A 20,362-nucleotide genomic window follows, 5' to 3' on the forward strand; every position below is an offset into this window, starting at 1 on the left:
GTCCCGTGCGCCGCTCATCGAGGTCTCAATGAACAACAACAACCCCATCCTGATCGAGAACGGTCGCGCCCTTCTCGCCGACGGCGATCCGCACCAGGGCGAGCGCTGCGACATTCTCGTCGAGAACGGCGCGATCGCGGAGATCGGCACGAACCTCGCAGCGAAATTGAGGGCACAGGGCGAAGCCTTCGAGACGCTCGACGCCACCGACCGGCTGGTGATCCCGGGCTTCGTCAATGCGCACTATCACTCGCATGACACGCTCGCCAAGGGCAGCATGGACGAGACGCCACTGGAGACGTGGCGCCTGCTCGCGCTGCCACCGCAGTATCCGAAGCGCTCGCGCGCCGAGATCCGCGCCCGCACCCTGATCGGCGCGCTCGAATGCCTGCGCTCCGGCATGACCACCGTGCAGGACATGGTGACGCTCTACCCGTTCGACCCCGAGCATTTCGAGGCCGTGGTCGAGGCCTACGAGGAGATCGGCGTGCGCGCCGTGGTGGCGCTGCAATACGCCGACATCCGCGGCATCGAGACGATTCCCTTCTGGAAGGAGATCTTCCCGGCCGAGTACCATCCCTATCTCTCGACCGCGGCCGAGCCCGACAAGAAGATCGACCAGCTCGCCTGGTTCGAGGACAACATCCTGAAGCGGCATATGCCAGGCGCCCGCGTCACCTGGGCGCTCGGCCCCTCGGCGCCGGAGCGCTGCACGCGCGCCCTGATCGAGCGCACCGCGGCGCTGGCGAAGACCTATGATCTGCCGATCTTCACCCACATCTACGAGTCGAAGGGCATGGCCCTGCAGGCCCGGCTCGAATACCCCGACCACGGCGGCTCGCTGATCCGGCGGCTCGAGGTCGAAGGCCTGCTCGGTCCGCGGCTCAATCTCGCGCATTCGGTGTGGCTGCTGCCGGACGAGATCGAGATTCTCGCCCGCACCGGCACCAATGTGGTGATCAACCCGCTCAGCAACACCAAGCTGAAGAGCGGCATTCCGCCGATCCGTGCCTTGCAGGAGGCCGGCGTGTCGATCGCGCTCGGCTGCGACAACTGCTCGTGCTCGGACGCGCAGAACATGTTCCAGGCCATGAAGCTGTTCGCGCTGCTGGTCCACATCAGCGATCCGGAGCCCGGCCCCGACCAGTCGCGCCGCGCCTTCGCGGCGGCGACCACGGGCGGCGCCCATGCGATCGCACGCGACGATCTCGGCCGCATCGTGCCCGGCGCGCGCGCCGACCTCGTGCTGATCGACCTGACGGATCCGTCCTACGTGCCGCTCAACAGCGCGACGCGACAGCTCGTCTACACCGAGGGCGGACGCGGCGTCGACACCGTGATGGTCGACGGCCGCGTCGTGATCCGGAAGGGCCGCCTCGCCACCATGGACCAGGACGCACTTCTGGACGAGGTGATGGCCGTGGTGCCGCAGTTCCGCGCGGACTTCGCCGCCATCGCGGCGCGCGTCGAGACGCTGAAACCCTGGATCGCGCAGGCGCACCGGAAGATCTGGGCCGCCGATGTCGGCACCAACCGGCTGTTCACGGGCCGCTGATGAGCGCCGACGGGCACGCGCCATGAAGCTCGCCGAGGTCGATTACGTGCGGGCCGAGACGGTCGCGCACGCGCTCGCCCTGCTCGCCGAGACCGGCGTCGACAGCAAGGTGCTGGCCGGCGGGCAGAGCCTGATGCCGCTGCTCGCCATGCGGCTCGCCGGCCCGCAGCGCCTGATCGACATCAACCGTGTCGCCGGGCTCGACCGCCTGGAGGTCGTCGGCGACCGGCTGGTGATCGGCGCCCTGGTGCGCCACCACCACATCGCCGCCGATCCGCTGGTCGCGCGCGCCGCGCCGCTGCTCGCCGCCGCGGCGCCGCATGTCGCCCATCCGGCGATCCGCAATCGCGGCACTTTCGCAGGCTCGCTCGCGCATGCCGATCCGGCGGCCGAATTCCCGGCTTGCGTGCTGGCGCTCGGCGCCGAGATCACGCTGGCGTCGGCGTCCGGTACCCGCACGGCCGCGGCGGGCGATTTCTTCGAGGGGCTGTATCAGACCGCCGTCCGCCCGGACGAGCTTCTGATCGCGGTGTCCGTGCCGGTCGCGACGCCGGCGTCACGCTTCGCCTTCGTCGAGTTTTCCCGCCGCAGCGGCGATTATGCGCTCGCCGGCCTCGCGGCCGCGGCGCGCGCCGATGGGGATCGCCTCACCGAGGTTCGCCTCGCCTTCTTCGGCATCGGCGACACGCCGGTGCTCGCCGCCGAGGCGGCCGTGATCCTGTCGTCCGGCCCGATCGACGACGCGCTGATCGAACGCGCCGTCGCGTCTCTCGCATCGGTGGAGGTGCGCGACAGCGCGGCGGCGGGCGAAACATATCGGCGCCATCTCGCCGGCGTCGCGCTGCGCCGCGTTGCGAGCGCGCTCGCCCGTCCGGAGGCCGCGGCATGCCGATGATCCCGATCGTCTGCACGATCAACGGCGAGCTCGTCGAAGCGTCCGTGTCGACGCGCGAGACGCTGGCGGACGTCTTGCGCGACGCGCTCGCGCTCACGGCGACGCATGTGGGCTGCGAGCACGGCGTCTGCGGTGCCTGCACGATTCTGGTCGATGGCCGCACGGCCCGCGCCTGCCTGATGCTCGCCGCGCAAGCCGATGGCGCCGTGATCGAGACGCTGGAGGGCGCGACGCGCAACGGCCGGCTCGCCGCCCTCCAGAAGGCGTTCCACGCGCACGCCGCACTCCAATGCGGCTTCTGCACGCCCGGCATGCTGTTCACGGCCGCCGAGCTCCTGGCCGAGGAGCCCGCTCCGACGCGTGAGAAAATCCGCGAGGCGTTGTCCGGCAATTTCTGCCGCTGCACCGGCTATCAGGCGATCGTCGACGCGATCGAGGCGGTGGCGACGAGAGGCGGCGCATGACCGAGCTGTTCCCCGCCCCCATCGGCGAAGCGCTGCCGCATCGGCGCACCTGGCGGCTGCTGCACGGGCGCGGGCGCTATGTCGGCGACGTCAAGATTCCCGGCATGCTGCACGCGACCGTGGTGCGCTCGCCCCACGCCCATGCCCGCATCGAAGCGATCGACACGGCCTCGGCGAAGGCTCTGCCCGGCGTCGCCGCCGTGTTCACCGGGGCCGACATCGCGACCGTCTGCCGGCTGTGGCGCGGCGTGCACGGGCTGTTCCCGGCCCTCAACGCGCCGCTCCAGCACGCGCTCGCGATCGACACGGCGCGCTTCGCCGGCGAGCCGGTGGCGCTCGTCGTGGCGACGAGCCGCGCCGTCGCCGAGGACGCCGCGGCCCTGATCACGATCGACTGGACGCCGTTGCCGGCCGTCGCCGATCCGCAGGTGGCGCGCGACGGCAGCGACGTGATTCATCCCGCGTTCGGCACCAATGTCTGTCTGGTGCAGAGCCACGCGAGCGGCGACGTCGACGCCGCCTTCGCGGCCGCCGGCGTGGTGGCCGAGGAGACGTTCCGGTTCGGCCGGCATACCGGCGTTCCGATCGAGCCGCGCGGCCTGATCGCCGAGTTCGATCCGACCGAGCGGCGCCTCACCGTGCATCACTCGCACCAGTGCCCGCACCAGATGCAGAACGACTTCGCCGTGCTGCTCGGCCTCGCCGAGCATCGCGTGCGGGTGATCGCCCCCGATATCGGCGGCGGCTTCGGCATCAAGCAGCAGCTCTACGGCGACGAGATCGCCGTGTGCGCGGCCGCGATGCTGCTCGGCCGGCCGGTCGCCTGGACGGCGGACCGGCTGGAGTCCTTCACGGCCGACATTCACGCGCGTGAGCATGTCGTGCACGGCCGCGTCGCCCTCTCGGCCGAGGGCGACATCCTCGCCTTCGACGTCGACGACCTGCACGCCATCGGCCCCTACTCGCAGTTCCCGCGCTCCAGCGCCGGCGAGGGTCGCGCCGTGGTGGCGCAGACCGGCGCTCCTTACAAGTTCGGCGCGATCCGAGCGCGCGCCACCGCGGTGTTCCAGAACAAGGGCATGTCGGGGCATTATCGCGGCGTCGGCCAGCCGATCGCCTGCGCCGTCACCGAAGTCCTGATCGACCACGCCGCGCGAAAAGCCGGGCTCGATCCGATCGCGGTGCGCCGGCGCAATTTCCTGCGCGGCACCGATCTGCCCTACGCGGCGCCGACCGGTGTCACCTACGCGCGTCTCGCCTTCGAGGAGTGCTTTGCGGCGCTCGATGCGCATCTCGACGTCGCCGCGCTCCAGACCGAGTGCGCCGCGGCGCGCGCGAAGGGGCGACTGCGCGGGCTCGGCCTCGCCTGCTTCGTCGAGATGACGGCGCGCGGCTCCGGCTTCTACGGCGCCGGCGGCGTCGCGGTGTCGAGCCGCGACGGCTGCACGCTGCGGCTGGAGCCGACCGGCGGCATCCGCGCGTTGTCCAGCATCACCGAGCAAGGCCAGGGTGCCGAGACCGGTGTGCTTCAGGTGATCGCCGCCAGCGTCGGGGTTCCGCTCGACGCCGTGGAAATGATCACGGGAGACACCGCGACGAGCTTCCACGGCGGCGGCACCTGGGGCTCGCGCTGCATGGCGATCGGTGGCGAGGCGGCGTGGCGGGCCGGACGCGCGCTGCGGACCGAGATCCTCGACATCGCGGCGCGGCTGCTCCAAGCCGACGCCGCGGCGCTCGACATCCGCGACGGCGCCGTCGTCGAGGCGGCGACCGGCGCGGTGCGCTTCACGCTCGCCGAGATCGGCGTCATCGCCCACTTCCGCCCGCACGAGGTGCCGGGCGCGCAGCCGCAGCTCGTCGCTTCGGCGAGTTACGGCAGCGAGGCGCCGTTCCGGCCCGGCTGCGGGCTCCAGCTCGCCGTGGTCGAGATCGACCCGGACAGCGGCAAGGTGCGGCTCGATCGCTTCGTCGTGGTGCACGAATGCGGGCTCGTCGTGAACCCGCTGCTGGTCGACGAACAGATCCGCGGCGGCGTCGTGCAGGGGCTCGGCGCGGCGCTGTTCGAGGAGCTGCTCTACGATGCCGACGGCCAGCTCCTGAACGGCAGCCTCGCCGACTATCTGGTCCCGACCGCGCCGGAGCTCTGCGACATCGAGCTTCTCCATGCCCACGGTCCGGCGTCCGGCGACGACGATCTCGGCATCGCCGGCGTCGGCGAGGCCGGCACCACGGGTGCGTCGGCGGCGGTGCTGTGCGCCGTCAACGACGCGCTGTCCGCCCGCCGCGTCACGCTCGCGCAGATCCCCTGCACACCCGAGCGAATCCTCGCCGCCCTCGGCGTGATCCGAACCCGCCCGGACGCTGCGCGCTCCGGCGCGCCCGCGTCGATCACCTCAGATAGTCCGCGAGGCTGAGGCTCTGGATCTTTGCGATCGCCGCGTAGGCCGCCTCGAGCTGCGTCTGCCGGGTCGACAACTCGGCCGCCGCGGCGGCGATGTCGACGTCGGTCAAGGTGGATTCGATCGCCGTGGCCTGATCCTGGAACGCTTCCTGCGACGACACGGCGCTCTCCAGCCGGCTCGCATTGATCGACAGCTTGGTCTGGATGGTCGAGACGCCGTTCAGCGCCTCTTGGGTGAGCGTCAACACCTCGTCGAGCGTGTCGCCGTCGAGCGTCGAGGTTCCGCTCGGCAGGTTCGCCATGATGCTGAGCGCGCGCAACGCCTTCTCGAACGCCTCGTCGTTCGCCGTCACGCCGTACCGGATGACCTGCTCGGTCGAGACCCGTACCGAGGAAATCTCGTCGTTCCCTTTGTAGTAATCGTAAGAGGCGGTGCTCGGGACGCTCTGGTTCGGATAACTGCTCAGATCGACGGGCTCGGAGCTGGTCCGACTGCCGGCGAAGAGGTACCGCCCCTCGTACTGGGTGTTGAGTTGCGCCGCGAACTCCTTCAGATACTCGCCCATCGACGTCGTCAGGCTGGCCAAGGTGCCTTCGTTGAGCGACCCGGCGTCGGTCGCCGCGGTCACGGCGCTCTGCAGACGGGTCAACAAGTCGGTCATCTGACTCAGCGCCGAGTACATGATCTCGATGCGGCTCCCGGCGTTGGTGGCCGACTCCGCATAGGCCTTCGACTGGGCGATGGCCGTCTGCAGCTCGAGAACGCGTCGGCTGCTGGTCCCGAGGCCGCCGAAATCGGTCGAAATCTCGCCCGAGGCCTGCTGCAGCGTCAGCTCCGCGACGCGCGACTGCGATCGCAGCGCAGCGTCGATCATCTTGCCGCTCAGTGCGAAAGTGGCGACGCGACCGATCATGACTCAACCTCCGATCAAGCCGATTGCACCATCTCGAGAAGCGCCTCGAAGAGCTCGTTGATGACGGACATGATCTGGGTGGCCGCCTCGTACTGCGTCTGCAGCTCGCTGAGGAGATTGGTCTCCTCGTCGAGATTCACTCCCGACTTCGATGCGATCGCGTCCGTGACGCTGGTCTTCAGCGCGGTCGCCGTGCTCAGCTCGGAGACGGCGCTCGAATAGCGTGTGGCGACCGCACCGACCACCTCGGCCGCGTACCCCGCGAACGTCGCTTTGGTGTTGCCGAGATTGCCGGCGGCACCGAACGTGTGCTTGCTCTCGAACACGTCCAGCAGCGCGTTCGCGATGGTGCTGGATCCGCTCGCGACCACGGTGGTGCCGGTCGTGAGCGTCGCCGAGCCGTCGAGCGACGAGACGGCGAGCAGCGAGTTGTTCGCCAGGATGTCGGACCGAACCGCGAAGTCGGAGGCGCCCGTCGCGCGGACGAGATCGTTGAGCCCGAGCCAGCTGGACAGACCCTCGTCGTCGGCACCGACCGCACTGTCCATCTGGCTGACGGCGACGCCGTAACTCGCGTTGTCGGTCGACACCACGAGATGGCCGTTGGCGTCCAGGCTCGCGGTCAGCCCGTCGACCGCGTCGATCGCGGCGACGAGATCGTCCACGGTCGCGATGGCCGAGAGATCGATGTCCTGATACGAGACGAGAGCACCGGTCTCGTCCACCACGGCGAACCGCGCCGTGCCGGTGGCGCCGAGCGTGTCGGTGCCGGTGAGCACGGCCGTGCCGGTCAGGCTCGCCGGGGCGGGCAGCGCCGTCCCGTCGTTGTGCACGGCGTTGAGCGCGGCGGCGAGCTCGACCGCGAGCGTGTCGAGGTCGAGCTGGGCGGCGGGGAGCACCTCGTCGCGCAGCTCGATCAGCGCGCCGACGCTGCCGCTGGTGATCTGCGACGTGATGTCGACGCCTTCCACCATGATGCCGGAGAAGCCGCTCGGCGTCGTCCCGGTGTACACCGTGTCCGATGTCACGGTCGAGGCGCTCTTGTAGGAGAGCTTGTGCACGGCGCTGTCGAGCAGCACCTTGCCGCCGCTCGTATAGACGTGCACCTGATTGTTCGAATTGACGAACCAGGTGACGTTCATCAGCGCGCCGAGCGATCCGAGCGCGGTGTTGCGCTGATCCTCGAGGTCGCTGATGTCGGCACCGCTCGCCTGGGCGCTGGCGATCCGCTCGTTGAGCGAGTCGATCGTCCCGAGCAGCGTATTGATCTCGTCGACCGAGGTCTCGATCTGGTCGTCGGCGTCGGCGCGCAGCGACTGGATCGCGCTCGACGTCGTGCGCAGCTGGGCCGCGAGGCTGTCGAGCGACCCCACGACCTGGGCCTGGAGCGTCGCGCTCTCCGGCGTGTCGGCGAGCTCGGTCAGGGCCGACGCGAGGTCGGCGATCGCATTGGCGATCGAGGTGCCCGAGGTCGTGTCGCCGTCGTCCGTGGTCACGCCGTAGGCGTTCTGCAGGAGGCTCGTGTACTCCTCCATGGTGGTCGCGGCACCGAGCCGCGACTGGGCCTCGACAAGCGAGCTGAGCAGCATCTTCGAGACCGTGCTCGAGATTCCGGTGATCTCGACGCCGGTGCCGACCCCCGCCGTCACCAGGGTCGACTGTGTCGCGGTCTTTCGGCTGTAGCCGTCGGTGTCGGCATTGGCGATGTTGGTCGAGGCGACGCTGATTCGCGTCTGTGCGGTCAGCAGCGAGCTCAGCGCGATGCTGCGCGTGGCGGCGAGCGTCATGATTCGTCTCCCCCGAGGGCCGGGCGCCGGGCTCAGGCCCTTATGCCCTTGACGCACCAGCCGACGGCGGCGCGCGCGCCGACCACCTGCCCGTTCCGACCGTAGGGCGCGCGCGAGGCGACGTCCTCGCGCACCGCCTGCATGATCGCGTCGACGCGGCGCTGGCTCGCCGCGATGGCGGCGCGCAGCCGCTCGACGTTCTCGTCCATCACGAGCTTGAGCCGGCGCGCCCGCTCGACCAGACGCTCGCGTTGGCGACGGTCGGTCGCGGCGCTGCCGAGGTCGTAGCGACGAACATGCATCACCCACCGCTCGACATCCTCGGCGAGCGCCGTCTTGCGCGCCGTCGAGTTGGACAGCGAGGCCGGCAGCCCGCGCGCCAGCGCGCGGTTCTCCTCCTCGACGACCGCGATCAGCTCTTCCACCAGTGCGACCACCCGGGCGACCGAGTGATTCGCGCTGGATACCGGGGCGTCGCTTTCGACCGACAACGTGGACATGGCTCACTCCTCGATCTTCAGGGTCGCGTCGGGCGCGGAGGACGCGCGGTCAACGCACAGGTCCGATAGGCGGTGACGGCCCGGGACCGTCGGTCGACGGCGGCGAGCTCGGCGGCGAGCCGGTCGCGCTCGGCGACGAGGGCTCGCAGCACCTCGACGAGCTCGGCGACGCCGGCCAGGATCGCATCGCCCTCGCCCGCCTGCCGGCGGGTGTCGGGGCACACGCCGGCGAGAAGCCTTTCGCCCTCGCCGGTCGCACGACGGGCACGATGCAGGAGCGGATCCTTCGGCGTCCTCGTCGCTCGATCGTGCACGGCGCTACCTCACCGCGCTCATCAGCGTGTCGTACATCTCGCTGACCGTGGACACGACCTGGGCGGCGGCCGAGTAGGCCTGCTGCGCCGTGATCATGGTCGAGAACTCGCCGGTGGTGTCCACCGTGCTCGACTCGAGCTTGCCGCCGAGGAGGTTGCCGGCGCCGCCGACGCCCGCCTCGTGCAGGGTCGCCGAGCCGGACTTGGTGCTCTCGGCATACATGCCGCCGCTCACCGTGGTGAGTCCGTCGGCGTTGGCGAAAGTGGCGATCGCGACCTTGTAGATCACGTAGGTCTTGCCGTTCGAGTAGGTCGCCGTGACGTTGCCGCCGTCCTCGACCGTGACGCCGGTCAGGCTGCCGTAGGCGAGCCCGTCCTGATCGATCTTCTTGAGGTCGATGTTGGGCGTCTCGGAATCGGACGAGTACTGGGTCAAGCCGTCGGCGCCACCGAGTGTGCCGAGATCGAGCGTGATGGTCTGGTCGGCGGCGCCGGTCGTCCAACCCGCGATCGAGATCGTCGCCGGGCTGGGGCTCGTGCTCGCCAGCGTGCCGTCCTCATTGAAGACGATGTCGATCGTCCCGGTCACGGTCCCGGAGGTCACCGCGGAGTTGGACGACAGGCTGGCGTCGCTGAACGTCGCCTGCCAGTTGTTCGCCGCCGTCTTGGTCCAGGTGATGGTCACGCTGCTCGCGGTGCCGAGCGAGTCGTAGACGTCCATCGTGGTGGTGAAGGCGTCGCCCACGGCGGCGTCGGCCGGCAGGTTCGCCTGGATGATCTCGGTCGTCGTCGCAGCGGCGACGCTCTGAACCGCGGCGGTGTCGATGCGGGTGAGCGTCGCCGCGGTCTCACCGACCGTCACGTTGCCGTCCTGGTCGGTCGGCCAGCCCATCAGGTAGTTGCCGTTGATCGTCAGGTAGCCGGAGGCGTCGTCGATCACGGCGTCGCCGTTGCGGGTGTAGTAGGTCGAGCCGGACGCGTCGCGCACGACGAAGAAGCCGTTTCCGTCGATCGCCATCGCCGTGTCGCTGCTCGACGACGTGAGAAGCCCCTGTTGCGAGATGTTGTAGCGGGCCGACACGCCGACGCCGCCCGAGGCGTAGCCTGCCGAGGACGAGCTCGACGACAGCAGGCTCTCGAAACTCGCGGTGACCGACTTGTAGCCGACGGTGCTGGCGTTGGCGATGTTGTCCGACACCATCGAGATCGCCTGGCTCTGCGAGTTCAGGGCCGAGACGGCGGAATTCAACGCTCCGCTGAGGCTCATGATACGCTCCTCGATACCGCTCTGTTCACAACAGATCGGTCCGGACCCGGTGGGGTCGGACGATCACGCCGAGGCCTTGCCGGTGGCCTCGTAGAGGCTCGTCACCGTGCTGTTCATGGTCGAGATCGTGTCGACAAGGGTGTCGAGCGTCGTGCTGATCTCGCTGATCTGGTTGAACGTCGCGTAGGACATGAGCTGCCCCATGAACTCGGTCGTGTCGGTCGGATCGAGCGGGCTCTGGTTCTCGAGCTGTGTGGTGATCAGCTTCAGGAAATCGGCGGTCGAAAGATCGATGTCGTTCGAGCTCGACGTCGACGTGCCGGTGGTGCTCGTCGTGCTCGCCGTGGAGGTCACCGAGGAGACGCTCATGATATGCCTCGACCGTTGTCGGGGCCGCCCGGCGGCCCGACGTCTGATGTCCGTCGCGATGTGATGAAGTGATCGACGTTCGTCAGTTAGAACGGACGACGCGGCGTTTTCCGGCAGGTTTTTCGCGCGCCGCCGGAGACGCGGGTGTCACGCCGGTGCGATCCCCGGCCGGGAGAGGCCGCGGGTGGCGGGGCGGAGCTTCGAGCGATCGGGAGCGCGGGACACGCCGGCCACGGCCGCGGCCGCGAACGCCGACGCCGTCTCGTCGCCGTGGTGGCGAGGTCGCCGCCTCAGCGCGGCGGCGGGCCGGGGGGCGGTCCCGGGGGTGGGCCGAACGGCCGGCCGGGGCCGCGCAGCACCACCTCGGCGATCACCTTGCGGTCGGCGACCGGAACAACGGCCAGCACCTCGCCGATGCGCCGCGCGATCCCTTTGTCGGTCTCGTTGCGGGCCGCGAGGAAGTTGTCGACCGTCGCGGCGAAGGCTGCCGGATCGAAGGTCTCCGCACCGAGCAGCGCGCGCAGCCGCTCGTCCATCCGGCGCGGATCGGCGGGGCTCGCCCGGAAGCGTCCGTCGATCTCGCCGACCAACGCCTCGATCTTGGCGAAGCTGTCGTTCGAGATGCGCCCCTCGAGGTCGTGGAGGGCGTTCTGGAGCGGCCGCGGGCGCGGCGGCGGCCCCCCGTCCGAGCGCACGAGCGAGCCGACCCAGGAACCGGCCAGGAACAGGTTGATCCCGAGCGACACGAGCAGGGCGATCCGAAGCACGCCGGAGCGCGAGACGCCGCCGAACGGAGCCATGACCGGTTTCGAGCTCACTGCAGCGACCGGAAGAGCGAGTCGGAGAAACCGAGCGCGCTCTGATCCTGGTTTCGTGCGATGGTGAGGAAGCTGCTCGCGAAGCCGAGCAGGAAGCACACCGAGAGGACGGCGGCCGGACGCCACGCGGGCCGCGGGACGGCGCCGGACAGGGCGGCGAGCGCCGTCGACCACGGCGAGGCGGCTGTCCGTTGACGACGCGGCGAGGCGAGGGACGGCGCCGGCTCGCGCAGGGGTTCGGCGGCGCGCGCGGCGGCGAGGATGCGGTCGGCGAGATCGGCGGGCGCGCGCACGGCCGGGCGTGCCGCGAGAGCCTCGCGCAAGGCCACGGCGTCGGCGAGCACCTCGCGCGCCTCGGCCGAAACCTTCAGCAGCGCCAGCGCCTGCGTGCGCGACGGCTCAGGCCACGCCGCGACGTCCTCGCCCCATCGATCGACCTGATCCTCGAAGTCGTCAATATCCATCCGCGGCCTGTTCCATTCTGGAAGCCGATTAGTTCTAGCTTAGTTCGAAATGCCAGAAGCTCCTTAACAAACCGGTACCGTTCGTCCGGCTTCATAACAGGCGCGTCGGCCGTCGTCGCAAGGTTTCGGAGGGCCTTCCGGAGGTCGTGATCAGCGCACTCGATCACGCGTCGGGCTCGCGCCCGGCGCCGCACCGGATCGACCTGAATATCGTCGGGTCAGGTTAGCCGATCCGGTGCAGGGCTCGTTTCGTGCCCCTCGCCGCGCGCATCGCGCCGGCGCGCGGGAGACGCGGTTGTGCGTCTACAACGGGCGCCGCCGATCGGCAAGCCGGCACCGCCGACGCCGCGCCGGCGTTTTCAGGATCGTTACGCCCAGACGGTGTTCGGACACCGTCGTCGCCTCTCGCCATCGTCCGTTCAGCGCCGGCCGCTCGCCGCCGCACGGGCCGCCACCTCGACCGGCACGGCCGCGTGCCCCCCGCGCGCGGCCTGCTCCTGGGCACGCGTCGGAAGGCCGGCGATGCCGGCCCAAGCGTCGCGCAGTTCGGCGAGCCCCGCCGCGATCCGCCGATACCGCTCGGGCGCATCCGGCTTCCGGAACGACTGCAGCACGACGAGCGTGTTCGTCGTGTAGGTGGTGAACAGCCGCTCGGCGAGCTTACCGCCCTTCTCGAAATCGATGATGTGGCTGAGGCCGCGCAGGATCGCCGCGACCTTCAACACATCCTCCCAGGCCGCGGCCGTGCGCCCCTCCTCGATCGCCTGGCTCGCCCGGCTGAGCAGCACGAGAATCTTGTCGTAGAGCAGCACCACGGCGCGCGACGGCGGCACCGTCGCGGCGGCGCGCTGATAGGCCGATATCGCGCCTTGGGCCGACATCGGGACGGGTTGGGCGAACGTGTTCTGGATCGGGCTCGGCGCCGGATTCGGCGCCTGGCCCGTCGACGCTTTGGGGGCGAGCGTGCGCTTTCGCACGGACCGTTCGATGGCCATCAGTCGTCCTCGGCTGCGAGTAGAGCTTTCAGGTAAGCGAGCGTGGATTCGGCCTGCGAGATCGCCGCCTGGTACTTCGCGTAGCGGGCCTCGAGCGTCGTCCGGTAGCTTTCGGCCCGCGTCTCGATCGTGGTGACCTTCGAGGCGAGGCTGGTGTTGACCGACTCGAGATTGTCGATCAGCGTCTTCAACGTCCCGCTCGTCGTGTTCGCGGCGCGGTTCGCCGCCACGTAGACGCGCTCGGCCAGGCCGTAACTGATGGAGATGTCGGCCGACACCGACGTGGTACCGGCATACACGAAGGAAAAACCTTCGTAGGCCGTTCCGGCGACACCGACGATGCGATTGCCGCTGATCCTGAACAACGAACTGTCGCCGCCGACCGAGGCCGAGGTGACGGCGCCGTCCTCACCGACCACGATGTCGAGCGTGAAGGAGGTCGGCGCACCGCTGCCGCGCGCCAGCAGCATAAGGTCGCTGGACGAGCTGGTGAGGCTGAACGTGAACAGCGCCTGGATGTCTTCGAGGTTCGACAGAAGCGCGGCATCGAGCGTATCTTCGTCGAGCACGAGATTGTTGGAGCTGTCGTAGGTGATGCCGATGTTGGCCAGCGACAGCGCGTCGATCGTGGTCGACAGCGCGGTGGCGATCGACATGTTGACATTCCGCAACGTCCCGTCGCCGAACAGCACGGCGGTGTCGGCCGCCGTCCCCGAGGTCGTCAGCGCCTGCTGCGACACCGCCCATTCCCGGTAGGCGTTGTAGGCATCGACCAGCGCCTGGACGGCCTCCTTGATGTCGCTGTAGTCCGCCTCGATCTCCACCGTTATCGAGGTTCCGGACGGCGTCGTGTTGTAGAGATAGAAGGTGACACCGTCGATCGCGTCACTGATCTCGTTCGAGTCGCGCGTGATCCGAATCCCGTCGATCTCGATGATCGCGTCCTGAGCGGCCTGCACCTGGTTGGCGAATCCGCCGTCCGCGTCGACGATCCCGAGCCCGGCGAGCACGTCGTCGCCGGACACCGCCGTCGCCGAGATCTCCTTGCCCGTTTCGGTCGCGGTGAGCACCAGCTTGTAGGAGCCGGACGAGACCTGCAGCACCGAGGCCTTGACCCCGGTGGTGCCGCTCTGCGCGTTGATCGCCGTCGCGATCTCGGCGAGGCTCATGTCCGCCGCGACGGTGATCTCGACCGCGGTTCCCCCGTCGACCTGCAGACTGAACACGCCCGCAAAGCCGAGATCCTCGGTCTTGCTGGAGACCGAGTCGCTCGTCACCTTGTGAGCCTTGGCGATCTGCACAACGACGAGATCGTAGCTCGTCTCCTGGGCACCGTCCTCCGCCTCCACCGCGACGATGCTGCTCGCATCGACGCTGCCGTTGCCCGTCAGATAAGCGGAGCGATGGCCGAAGACGTCGGTGCCCTTCGACAGCGTTCCGGTGGGTGCACGCAGGGCGTCGGCGGCGTCGGCGATGTCCTGCAGCAGCGATTGCATCTCCTCGTAGGCGGAGATCTTCGCTTCGTTCGCCGTGATCTTGGTCTCGATGGAGTCGGCCTTGGTGAGCTTCGCCGCGACGGCCTCCTCGATCAGCGCGTCCCAGTCGGTGCTGACCGAGCTCGACGCGGTCGAGGTGCTCGACGTGTTCGTCGTGACGCTGCTGATGGTCGTCATGGAGTTCCCGCCTCGCGGATCGCGTGGGCCGGAGCGATCGCTCCGGCCCGACCTTCACTGGCGATACCGGATCACTGCAGCAGCTTGAGCAGCGTCTGCGGCATCTGGTTGGCCTGCGCGGCCGCCGCGACCGCGGCCTGGGTCTTCACCTCGGCAGACGAGAGCTTGGCCTGCTCGGCGGCGATGTCCACGTCGGCGATCGCCGAGTTGGCGGCCTCGAGGTTCTCGTTCTGGGTGGCGATCGAGTCGGCCCGGAACTCGAAGCGCGACATCGCGGCACCGAAGCCGGCGCGGGCGTTGGACACGGTGTTGATCGCGGCGTCGAGCGCCGTCAGGGCGGCGGCCGCCGTCGTGGTATCCGTCACGGCCGTGCCGGTGAGGCCGGACAGCAGTCCATTGGTCGTGAGATCGACCATGGTCAGGGCGATGGTGTCGGAGCTGCTCGACCCGACCATCACGTTGCCGCTGGTGAACGTCGCGGTCGCGTCGGAATCGAGCAGCGACAGGCCGTTGTAACGGGTGCTGCCGGCGATGCCGTCGATTTCCTCCAGCAGCGCCTGATACTCGGCGTCGATGTAGGTCCGCTCCGTGTCGCCCATGGTCGACGACGAGGATTCGGACGCCAGCGCCTTCATGCGCTGCAGGATGTCGCTGATGTTGCTGGCCGCGCCGTCGGCGATCTGCAGCACCGCGATGGCGTGCGAGGCGTTGGTGGAGGCCTGATCGAGCGCGGCGATGTCGGACTTGATCTTGGTCGAGATGGCGAGACCGGCGGCGTCGTCGGAGGCGCGGTTGATGCGCGACCCGGAGGCGAGCTTGCCGAGCGAGCTCGACTGCTCGGAGGCGTTCTGATTCAAGTAGCGGACGGCGGTGTTGGCGGCCGTGTTGGTGGAAATGACAGGCATGGCTCTCTCCTCGCATCGAACGTCTGACCCGCGCCCGGCTGTTCGGGCGGCGGAGCGGCGCGGATCATCCGCGGCTGAGAGTTCAACGAGGGGGCCCGCGAATGGCGGGCGGCGAATGTTTTGCGGGCCTGGCCGGCGTGGTTAATCGTCGGCTAACGACTGACGGATGTCGGGCTCCGAGCGGCGCAGCAGCTTGCGCAGTTGCTGGCGGGCGCGCTTGAGCAGCGACTCCACCGCCGCCACGGTGGTGTCCATCACGTCGGCGATCTCGGCGTTGCTCATGCTCTCGTGATACGAGAGGATGATGGCGATCCGCTGCTGGTCCGGGAGCCGGTTCATCGCGGCATCGAGCAACTCGGAGACCTCGCTGCGATGCATCGCCGTCACGGCGTCGGGCGCCGCGTCGGCGACCTCGCCGACCGCCTCCACGTCCTCGTTGCGCGGACGCCGGCGCAGGTCGATGCAGCGGTTGGTGACGACCCGGTAGAGCCAGGTGGAGAACTTGGCGCGGCCGGCTTCCCAACGATGCCGGTGCGTCCACACTTTCAGGAGCGAGTCCTGCACCACGTCGTCGGCGTCGGCGCGGTTGTCGAGGATGCGCAACGCCAGCGCGAAGGCGCGATCGACGTGGCGCTCGACCAGGCTCCGGAACGCCAGCTCGTCGTTCTCGCCGATTCGGCGGAGCAGCTCGTCGTCGTCCGGCTCGCCGGCGTTCTCCACCGTGGCGCGCACCGCATCCGTCGTCGGCTCGGGGGACGCCCGAAACGCGGGGTCGTCCCAGGACACGCACGCAACCGTCATGACACTCTCTCCCCAGCGACCGTGGTCGACCCGAAGGCGTACCCACACGAGGCTCCCGAGCATTGAACGGGCGGCGGGAACTATTCAGGCGGAGAATTTTCGGTCGATCTGGGATTTTTTCAGTTCTTACACTCGGAATTTTCTGCCGAGCACCGGGAAGAAAATTCCTATTCAAGTATAGATCGCGCTTCTTAAATAAATACTGCGCAGCGACAAAGAGAACCCGTCGACGACAACCACATCCGCGCACGTGATCCCCGTCGCGTGCGCCCCGATCATTCCGGCTGGTCTGTCGCGCCGATGCCCGTCACCCCGGGCCGGCCGCCGGCCGAACGATCAGGGCCCGCGCGCGTCCCGAGCCCGCGGAACAATGTCCTCCGGCCGCCCTGTCCGGCCACGCGCCGGCGACCGCTCATGCCATTCCCGCAGCCCGGGGCCGCACTGCGCAGGACATTTATGTCACATGACGCAGGTCAATCGAGCCGCCGCGACCGTGGGCTAGGGTGCCGGCTTCCTTTTCGGCGACTGGAGGCGTTCATGCACGGGGTGGAGCGGCGAGACGGGCAGGTGGCGAACCGCACGCGCTCGATCGTCGACGGCAACGAGGCGGCCGCGTCGATCGCCTACCGGCTCGCCGAGGTGATCGCGATCTACCCGATCACGCCCTCGTCCAACATGGGCGAGTGGGCCGACCAGTGGAAGTCCGAAGGGGCCAAGAACATCTGGGGCACGGTCCCGGACGTCGTCGAGATGCAGAGCGAGGGCGGCGCCGCCGGCGCGCTCCACGGTGCCCTGCAGGGGGGCGCACTGGGCACGACCTTCACGGCCTCCCAGGGCCTGCTCCTGATGATCCCCAACATGTACAAGATGGCGGGCGAGCTGACCTCGGTCGTCATCCACGTCGCCGCCCGCGCGGTCGCCACCCACGCGCTGTCGATCTTCGGCGACCACTCCGACGTGATGGCGACGCGGCAGACCGGCTTCGCCCTGCTCTCCTCCGGCTCGGTCCAGGAGGCCGCCGACCTCGCGCTGGTCGCCACCGCCGCGACACTCGAATCACGAGTGCCGTTCCTGCACTTCTTCGACGGCTTCCGCACCTCGCACGAGGTCAACGTCGTCGAGCTGCCGACCGACGACGACCTCCACGCGATGATCGACGACCGCTTCGTGCGCGCCCATCGCGAGCGCGCGCTGTCGCCCGACCGGCCGGTGCTGCGCGGCACCGCCCAGAACCCGGACGTGTTCTTCCAGGCGCGCGAGGCCTGCAACCCCTTCTATCGGGCCTGCCCGGAGATCGTCCAGGACGTGATGGATCGGTTCGGCCGCCTCACCGGCCGAACCTATCGCCTGTTCGACTATGTCGGCGATGCCGACGCCGAGCGCGTCGTGATCCTGATGGGCTCGGGCGCCGGCGCCGCCGAGGAGACCGTGGAGGCGCTGCGCGCCAAGGGGGAGAAGGTCGGCCTCCTCAAAGTCAGACTGTTCCGGCCGTTCGCCACCGAGGCGTTCCTGTCCGCCCTGCCCGCCTCGGTGAAGTCGATCGCCGTACTCGACCGCACCAAGGAGCCGGGCGCCGTCGGCGAGCCGCTCTATCAGGACGTGATCACGGCGCTGGCCGAGCGCATCGCCTGCGGCGCCGCGACCACGATGCCGCGGGTGATCGGCGGCCGCTACGGACTCTCGTCGAAGGAGTTCACGCCCGCCATGGTGAAGGCCGTCTTCGACGAGCTCACCAAGGAGGCGCCGCGCAACCACTTCACGGTCGGCATCACGGACGACGTGTCGCACACCAGCCTGGAGGTCGACGCCTCGTTCTCGACCGAGCAGCCCGGCACGGTGCGGGCGCTGTTCTACGGGCTCGGCGCCGACGGCACGGTGGGCGCCAACAAGAACTCGATCAAGATCATCGGCAAGTACACGCCGAGCTACGTGCAGGGCTACTTCGTCTACGACTCGAAGAAGTCCGGCTCCGGCACGGTGTCGCATCTGCGCTTCGGCCCCGACCCGATCCGCTCCACCTATCTGATCAGCCGCGCCAACTTCATCGCCTGCCACCAGTTCCAGTTCCTCGCCCGCATCGACATGCTGGCCGGCGCCGAGGACGGCGCCACCTTCCTGCTCAACGCGCCCGGTGCGCCCGAGGAGGTGTGGGACAAGCTGCCGCGGCAGGTGCAGGAGACGATCGTCGCCAAGAAGCTGCGCCTGTTCGTGATCGACGCCTACGCGGCGGCCCGCGAGGCCGGCATGGGCAGCCGCATCAACACCATCATGCAGACCTGCTTCTTCGCGATCTCGGGCGTGCTGCCGCGCGAGGATGCCATCGCGAAAATCAAGCAGTCGATCCAGGACACCTACGGAAAGCGCGGCGCCGCCGTGGTGCAGAAGAACTTCGCGGCCGTCGACACGACGCTCGCGCGGCTTCACGAGATCCCGGTGCCGGCCGCGGCGACCTCGACGCTCGCCATGCTGCCACCGGTGTCGCCGTCGGCGCCCGCCTTCGTGCGCGACGTGCTCGGCGAGTCGATCGCCGGCCGCGGCGATCTCCTTCCCGTCAGCGCCATGCCGGTCGACGGCACCTTCCCGACCGCCACGGCGCAGTGGGAGAAGCGCAACATCGCCCAGCAGATCCCGGTGTGGGATTCGGACATCTGCATCCAGTGCGGCAAATGCGTGCTGGTCTGCCCGCACGCCGTCATCCGGGCCAAGGTGGTCGATCAGGCGGCGCTCGACGGCGCGCCCGAGACCTTCAAGCACGCCAAGGCGAAGTGGCGCGAGTTCGACGGCTGGCGTTACGCCCTCCAGGTCTCGCCCGAGGACTGCACGGGCTGCAAGCTGTGCGTCGAGGTCTGCCCGGTGAAGAGCAAGACCGAGACCAAGCACAAGGCGCTCAACATGGCCGAGCAGGAGCCCCTGCGCGCGGCCGAGAGCGCCAATTGGGACTTCTTCCTCTCGCTGCCCGAGGTGCCGCGGGAAAAGGTGCGCCACGACAACGTCAAGGACGTCCAGCTGCTCGAGCCGCTGTTCGAGTTCTCCGGCGCCTGCTCGGGCTGCGGCGAGACGCCCTACATCAAGCTGCTCACCCAGCTGTTCGGCGACCGACTGCTGATCGCCAACGCCACCGGCTGCTCGTCGATCTACGGCGGCAACCTGCCGACCACGCCCTACTCGGTGAACGGCTGCGGCCGCGGCCCGGCCTGGTCGAACTCGCTGTTCGAGGACAATGCCGAGTTCGGTCTCGGCATGCGGCTCGCCGCCGACAAGCAGATGGAGTTCGCCCGTGAGCTCGCCACCCGCCTCTCCGGCCGGCTCGGCGACGGCCTCGTGACGGCCCTGATCGAGGCCGACCAGAGCAAGGAGGCCGGCATCGAGGCGCAGCGCATCCGCGTCGCCGAGCTGAAGCGGCTGCTCGCGAGCGCCGAGGACGACGAGGCGAAGGCGCTCGTCGCGCTCGCCGACAGCCTGGTGCGCAAGAGCGTGTGGCTGCTCGGCGGCGACGGCTGGGCCTACGACATCGGCTACGGCGGCCTCGACCACGTGCTCGGCTCCGGTCGCAACGTCAACGTGCTGGTGATGGACACCGAGGTCTACTCCAACACGGGCGGCCAGATGTCGAAGTCGACGCCGCGCGGCGCGGTGGCGAAGTTCGCGGCCGGCGGCAAGGTCACGGGCAAGAAGGATCTCGCCATGGAGGCGGTCGCCTTCGGCTCGGTCTACGTCGCCCGCATCGCCATGGGCGGCGGCGACATGCATACGGTCAGAGCCTTCCAGGAGGCCGAGTCCTATCCGGGTCCGTCGCTGATCATCGCCTACAGCCACTGCATCGCACACGGCTACGACATGACCATCGGGCTCGACCAGCAGAAGGCCGCGGTGCAGTCCGGCTACTGGCCGCTGATGCGATTCGACCCGCGGCTGTGGGACGAGGGCAAGAACCCGTTCCAGCTCGACTCCAAGCCGCCGACCATCCCGTTCAAGCAGTACGCCTACAACGAGGCGCGCTACACCATGCTGGTGCGCTCCAATCCGCTGGCGGCGCGCGAGCTCCTCAAGCACGCCCAGGACGACGTCGAGCGCCAGTGGCGCGTCTATGCCGACCGCGCCGAGATGGCCGGCCGCGGCGACACGCCGGACGTGACGCCGAAGCCGGCCGACGACGAGGCCGCGCCCGCTGCCGCGGCGAACGGGGGCGAGGAGTGAGCCGTTCAGCCCGTCATTCCGGAAGCCGACCGCAGGTCGGCTG

The 20,362-nt window shown here is 69.1% G+C and carries 17 protein-coding genes; 5 read left to right on the plus strand and 12 right to left on the minus strand.

Translation table 11 applies throughout. The features are described 5' to 3' along the window. Positions 1-28: 28 nt before the first annotated feature. The 4 genes from ACFSOX_RS19000 to ACFSOX_RS19015 are packed head-to-tail and all read left to right on the plus strand — an operon-like array spanning position 29 to position 5,328. Positions 29-1,555: an amidohydrolase family protein gene (locus tag ACFSOX_RS19000; protein WP_378479394.1), complete on the plus strand. Its 1,527-nt coding sequence runs from the start codon at positions 29-31 to the stop codon at positions 1,553-1,555. A 22-nt stretch (positions 1,556-1,577) separates the two neighbouring features. Then, entirely contained in the window at positions 1,578-2,450 is an 873-nt protein-coding gene (locus ACFSOX_RS19005) for an FAD binding domain-containing protein (protein WP_378479395.1), read from the plus strand. Continuing rightward, positions 2,441-2,914, plus strand: coding sequence for a (2Fe-2S)-binding protein (locus ACFSOX_RS19010; RefSeq protein ID WP_378479396.1), 474 nt, complete (start codon positions 2,441-2,443; stop codon positions 2,912-2,914). The genes ACFSOX_RS19005 and ACFSOX_RS19010 overlap by 10 nt, the downstream gene beginning before the upstream one ends. Further along, a complete protein-coding gene (locus tag ACFSOX_RS19015) occupies positions 2,911-5,328 on the plus strand; it encodes a xanthine dehydrogenase family protein molybdopterin-binding subunit (protein WP_378479397.1) in 2,418 nt (805 codons plus the stop codon). The genes ACFSOX_RS19010 and ACFSOX_RS19015 overlap by 4 nt, the downstream gene beginning before the upstream one ends. Here ACFSOX_RS19015 and ACFSOX_RS19020 read toward each other — a convergent pair. The 12 genes from ACFSOX_RS19020 to ACFSOX_RS19075 all read right to left on the minus strand — a co-directional run bounded on the left by ACFSOX_RS19020 (position 5,303) and on the right by ACFSOX_RS19075 (position 16,122). Next, the gene (locus ACFSOX_RS19020; RefSeq protein ID WP_378479398.1) at positions 5,303-6,229 is read right to left on the minus strand and encodes a flagellin; all 927 of its coding nucleotides are present in this window, start codon (positions 6,227-6,229) and stop codon (positions 5,303-5,305) included. The two genes, ACFSOX_RS19015 and ACFSOX_RS19020, sit on opposite strands and share 26 nt — an antisense overlap. Positions 6,230-6,243: 14 nt before the next feature. Then, positions 6,244-8,016 (minus strand): flagellar hook-associated protein FlgK, encoded by a 1,773-nt coding sequence (flgK, locus tag ACFSOX_RS19025; RefSeq protein WP_378479399.1) that lies wholly within the window; start codon positions 8,014-8,016, stop codon positions 6,244-6,246. A 32-nt stretch (positions 8,017-8,048) separates the two neighbouring features. Then, positions 8,049-8,516 carry a flagellar protein FlgN gene (locus ACFSOX_RS19030; protein WP_378479400.1) on the minus strand — a complete coding sequence of 156 codons (468 nt, stop codon included), beginning with the start codon at positions 8,514-8,516 and terminating at the stop codon, positions 8,049-8,051. A 17-nt stretch (positions 8,517-8,533) separates the two neighbouring features. After that, entirely contained in the window at positions 8,534-8,830 is a 297-nt protein-coding gene (locus ACFSOX_RS19035; protein WP_378479401.1) for a hypothetical protein, read from the minus strand. A gap of 4 nt (positions 8,831-8,834) precedes the next feature. Then, positions 8,835-10,097 carry a flagellar hook protein FlgE gene (gene flgE / locus ACFSOX_RS19040; RefSeq protein WP_378479402.1) on the minus strand — a complete coding sequence of 421 codons (1,263 nt, stop codon included), beginning with the start codon at positions 10,095-10,097 and terminating at the stop codon, positions 8,835-8,837. 63 nt (positions 10,098-10,160) lie between these two features. Beyond that, positions 10,161-10,466, minus strand: a complete 306-nt coding sequence (locus ACFSOX_RS19045; protein ID WP_378479403.1) for a flagellar hook capping FlgD N-terminal domain-containing protein — start codon at positions 10,464-10,466, stop codon at positions 10,161-10,163. Positions 10,467-10,756: 290 nt separating this feature from the next. Next, on the minus strand, positions 10,757-11,266 hold the full coding sequence (locus ACFSOX_RS19050) for a periplasmic heavy metal sensor (protein WP_378479404.1): 510 nt from the start codon (positions 11,264-11,266) through the stop codon (positions 10,757-10,759). Between the two features lie 14 nt (positions 11,267-11,280). Then, positions 11,281-11,748: a hypothetical protein gene (locus tag ACFSOX_RS19055; protein ID WP_378479405.1), complete on the minus strand. Its 468-nt coding sequence runs from the start codon at positions 11,746-11,748 to the stop codon at positions 11,281-11,283. Positions 11,749-12,167: 419 nt separating this feature from the next. After that, entirely contained in the window at positions 12,168-12,743 is a 576-nt protein-coding gene (locus ACFSOX_RS19060) for a flagellar export chaperone FliS (RefSeq protein ID WP_378479406.1), read from the minus strand. Then, positions 12,743-14,416 carry a flagellar filament capping protein FliD gene (gene fliD / locus ACFSOX_RS19065; RefSeq protein WP_378479407.1) on the minus strand — a complete coding sequence of 558 codons (1,674 nt, stop codon included), beginning with the start codon at positions 14,414-14,416 and terminating at the stop codon, positions 12,743-12,745. Before fliD ends, ACFSOX_RS19060 begins: the two co-directional genes overlap by 1 nt. 71 nt (positions 14,417-14,487) lie before the next feature. Beyond that, positions 14,488-15,321, minus strand: a complete 834-nt coding sequence (locus tag ACFSOX_RS19070; protein WP_378479408.1) for a flagellin — start codon at positions 15,319-15,321, stop codon at positions 14,488-14,490. A 141-nt stretch (positions 15,322-15,462) separates the two neighbouring features. Beyond that, positions 15,463-16,122 carry an RNA polymerase sigma factor gene (locus ACFSOX_RS19075; RefSeq protein ID WP_378479409.1) on the minus strand — a complete coding sequence of 220 codons (660 nt, stop codon included), beginning with the start codon at positions 16,120-16,122 and terminating at the stop codon, positions 15,463-15,465. A 567-nt stretch (positions 16,123-16,689) separates the two neighbouring features. On the opposite strand from ACFSOX_RS19075, the gene nifJ reads away from it, so the two are divergent. Then, complete coding sequence (nifJ, locus tag ACFSOX_RS19080; RefSeq protein WP_417716678.1) at positions 16,690-20,319, plus strand: pyruvate:ferredoxin (flavodoxin) oxidoreductase; 3,630 nt, start codon at positions 16,690-16,692, stop codon at positions 20,317-20,319. The last annotated feature ends 43 nt before the right edge of the window (positions 20,320-20,362 follow it).

This window comes from Rhodoplanes azumiensis (assembly GCF_042682915.1).
Classification (GTDB): Bacteria; Pseudomonadota; Alphaproteobacteria; order Rhizobiales; family Xanthobacteraceae; genus Rhodoplanes; species Rhodoplanes azumiensis.

Excerpts from the sequence above, each read along its gene's own strand:
- ACFSOX_RS19000 (WP_378479394.1), top strand. The coding sequence starts at position 29 with ATGAACAACAACAACCCCATCCTGATCGAGAACGGTCGCGCCCTTCTC.
- ACFSOX_RS19005 (WP_378479395.1), top strand. The coding sequence starts at position 1,578 with ATGAAGCTCGCCGAGGTCGATTACGTGCGGGCCGAGACGGTCGCGCAC.
- ACFSOX_RS19010 (WP_378479396.1), top strand. The coding sequence starts at position 2,441 with ATGCCGATGATCCCGATCGTCTGCACGATCAACGGCGAGCTCGTCGAA.
- ACFSOX_RS19015 (WP_378479397.1), top strand. The coding sequence starts at position 2,911 with ATGACCGAGCTGTTCCCCGCCCCCATCGGCGAAGCGCTGCCGCATCGG.
- ACFSOX_RS19020 (WP_378479398.1), bottom strand. The coding sequence starts at position 6,229 with ATGATCGGTCGCGTCGCCACTTTCGCACTGAGCGGCAAGATGATCGAC.
- flgK (WP_378479399.1), bottom strand. The coding sequence starts at position 8,016 with ATGACGCTCGCCGCCACGCGCAGCATCGCGCTGAGCTCGCTGCTGACC.
- ACFSOX_RS19030 (WP_378479400.1), bottom strand. The coding sequence starts at position 8,516 with ATGTCCACGTTGTCGGTCGAAAGCGACGCCCCGGTATCCAGCGCGAAT.
- flgE (WP_378479402.1), bottom strand. The coding sequence starts at position 10,097 with ATGAGCCTCAGCGGAGCGTTGAATTCCGCCGTCTCGGCCCTGAACTCG.
- ACFSOX_RS19045 (WP_378479403.1), bottom strand. The coding sequence starts at position 10,466 with ATGAGCGTCTCCTCGGTGACCTCCACGGCGAGCACGACGAGCACCACC.
- ACFSOX_RS19050 (WP_378479404.1), bottom strand. The coding sequence starts at position 11,266 with ATGGCTCCGTTCGGCGGCGTCTCGCGCTCCGGCGTGCTTCGGATCGCC.
- ACFSOX_RS19055 (WP_378479405.1), bottom strand. The coding sequence starts at position 11,748 with ATGGATATTGACGACTTCGAGGATCAGGTCGATCGATGGGGCGAGGAC.
- ACFSOX_RS19060 (WP_378479406.1), bottom strand. The coding sequence starts at position 12,743 with ATGGCCATCGAACGGTCCGTGCGAAAGCGCACGCTCGCCCCCAAAGCG.
- fliD (WP_378479407.1), bottom strand. The coding sequence starts at position 14,416 with ATGACGACCATCAGCAGCGTCACGACGAACACGTCGAGCACCTCGACC.
- ACFSOX_RS19070 (WP_378479408.1), bottom strand. The coding sequence starts at position 15,321 with ATGCCTGTCATTTCCACCAACACGGCCGCCAACACCGCCGTCCGCTAC.
- ACFSOX_RS19075 (WP_378479409.1), bottom strand. The coding sequence starts at position 16,122 with ATGACGGTTGCGTGCGTGTCCTGGGACGACCCCGCGTTTCGGGCGTCC.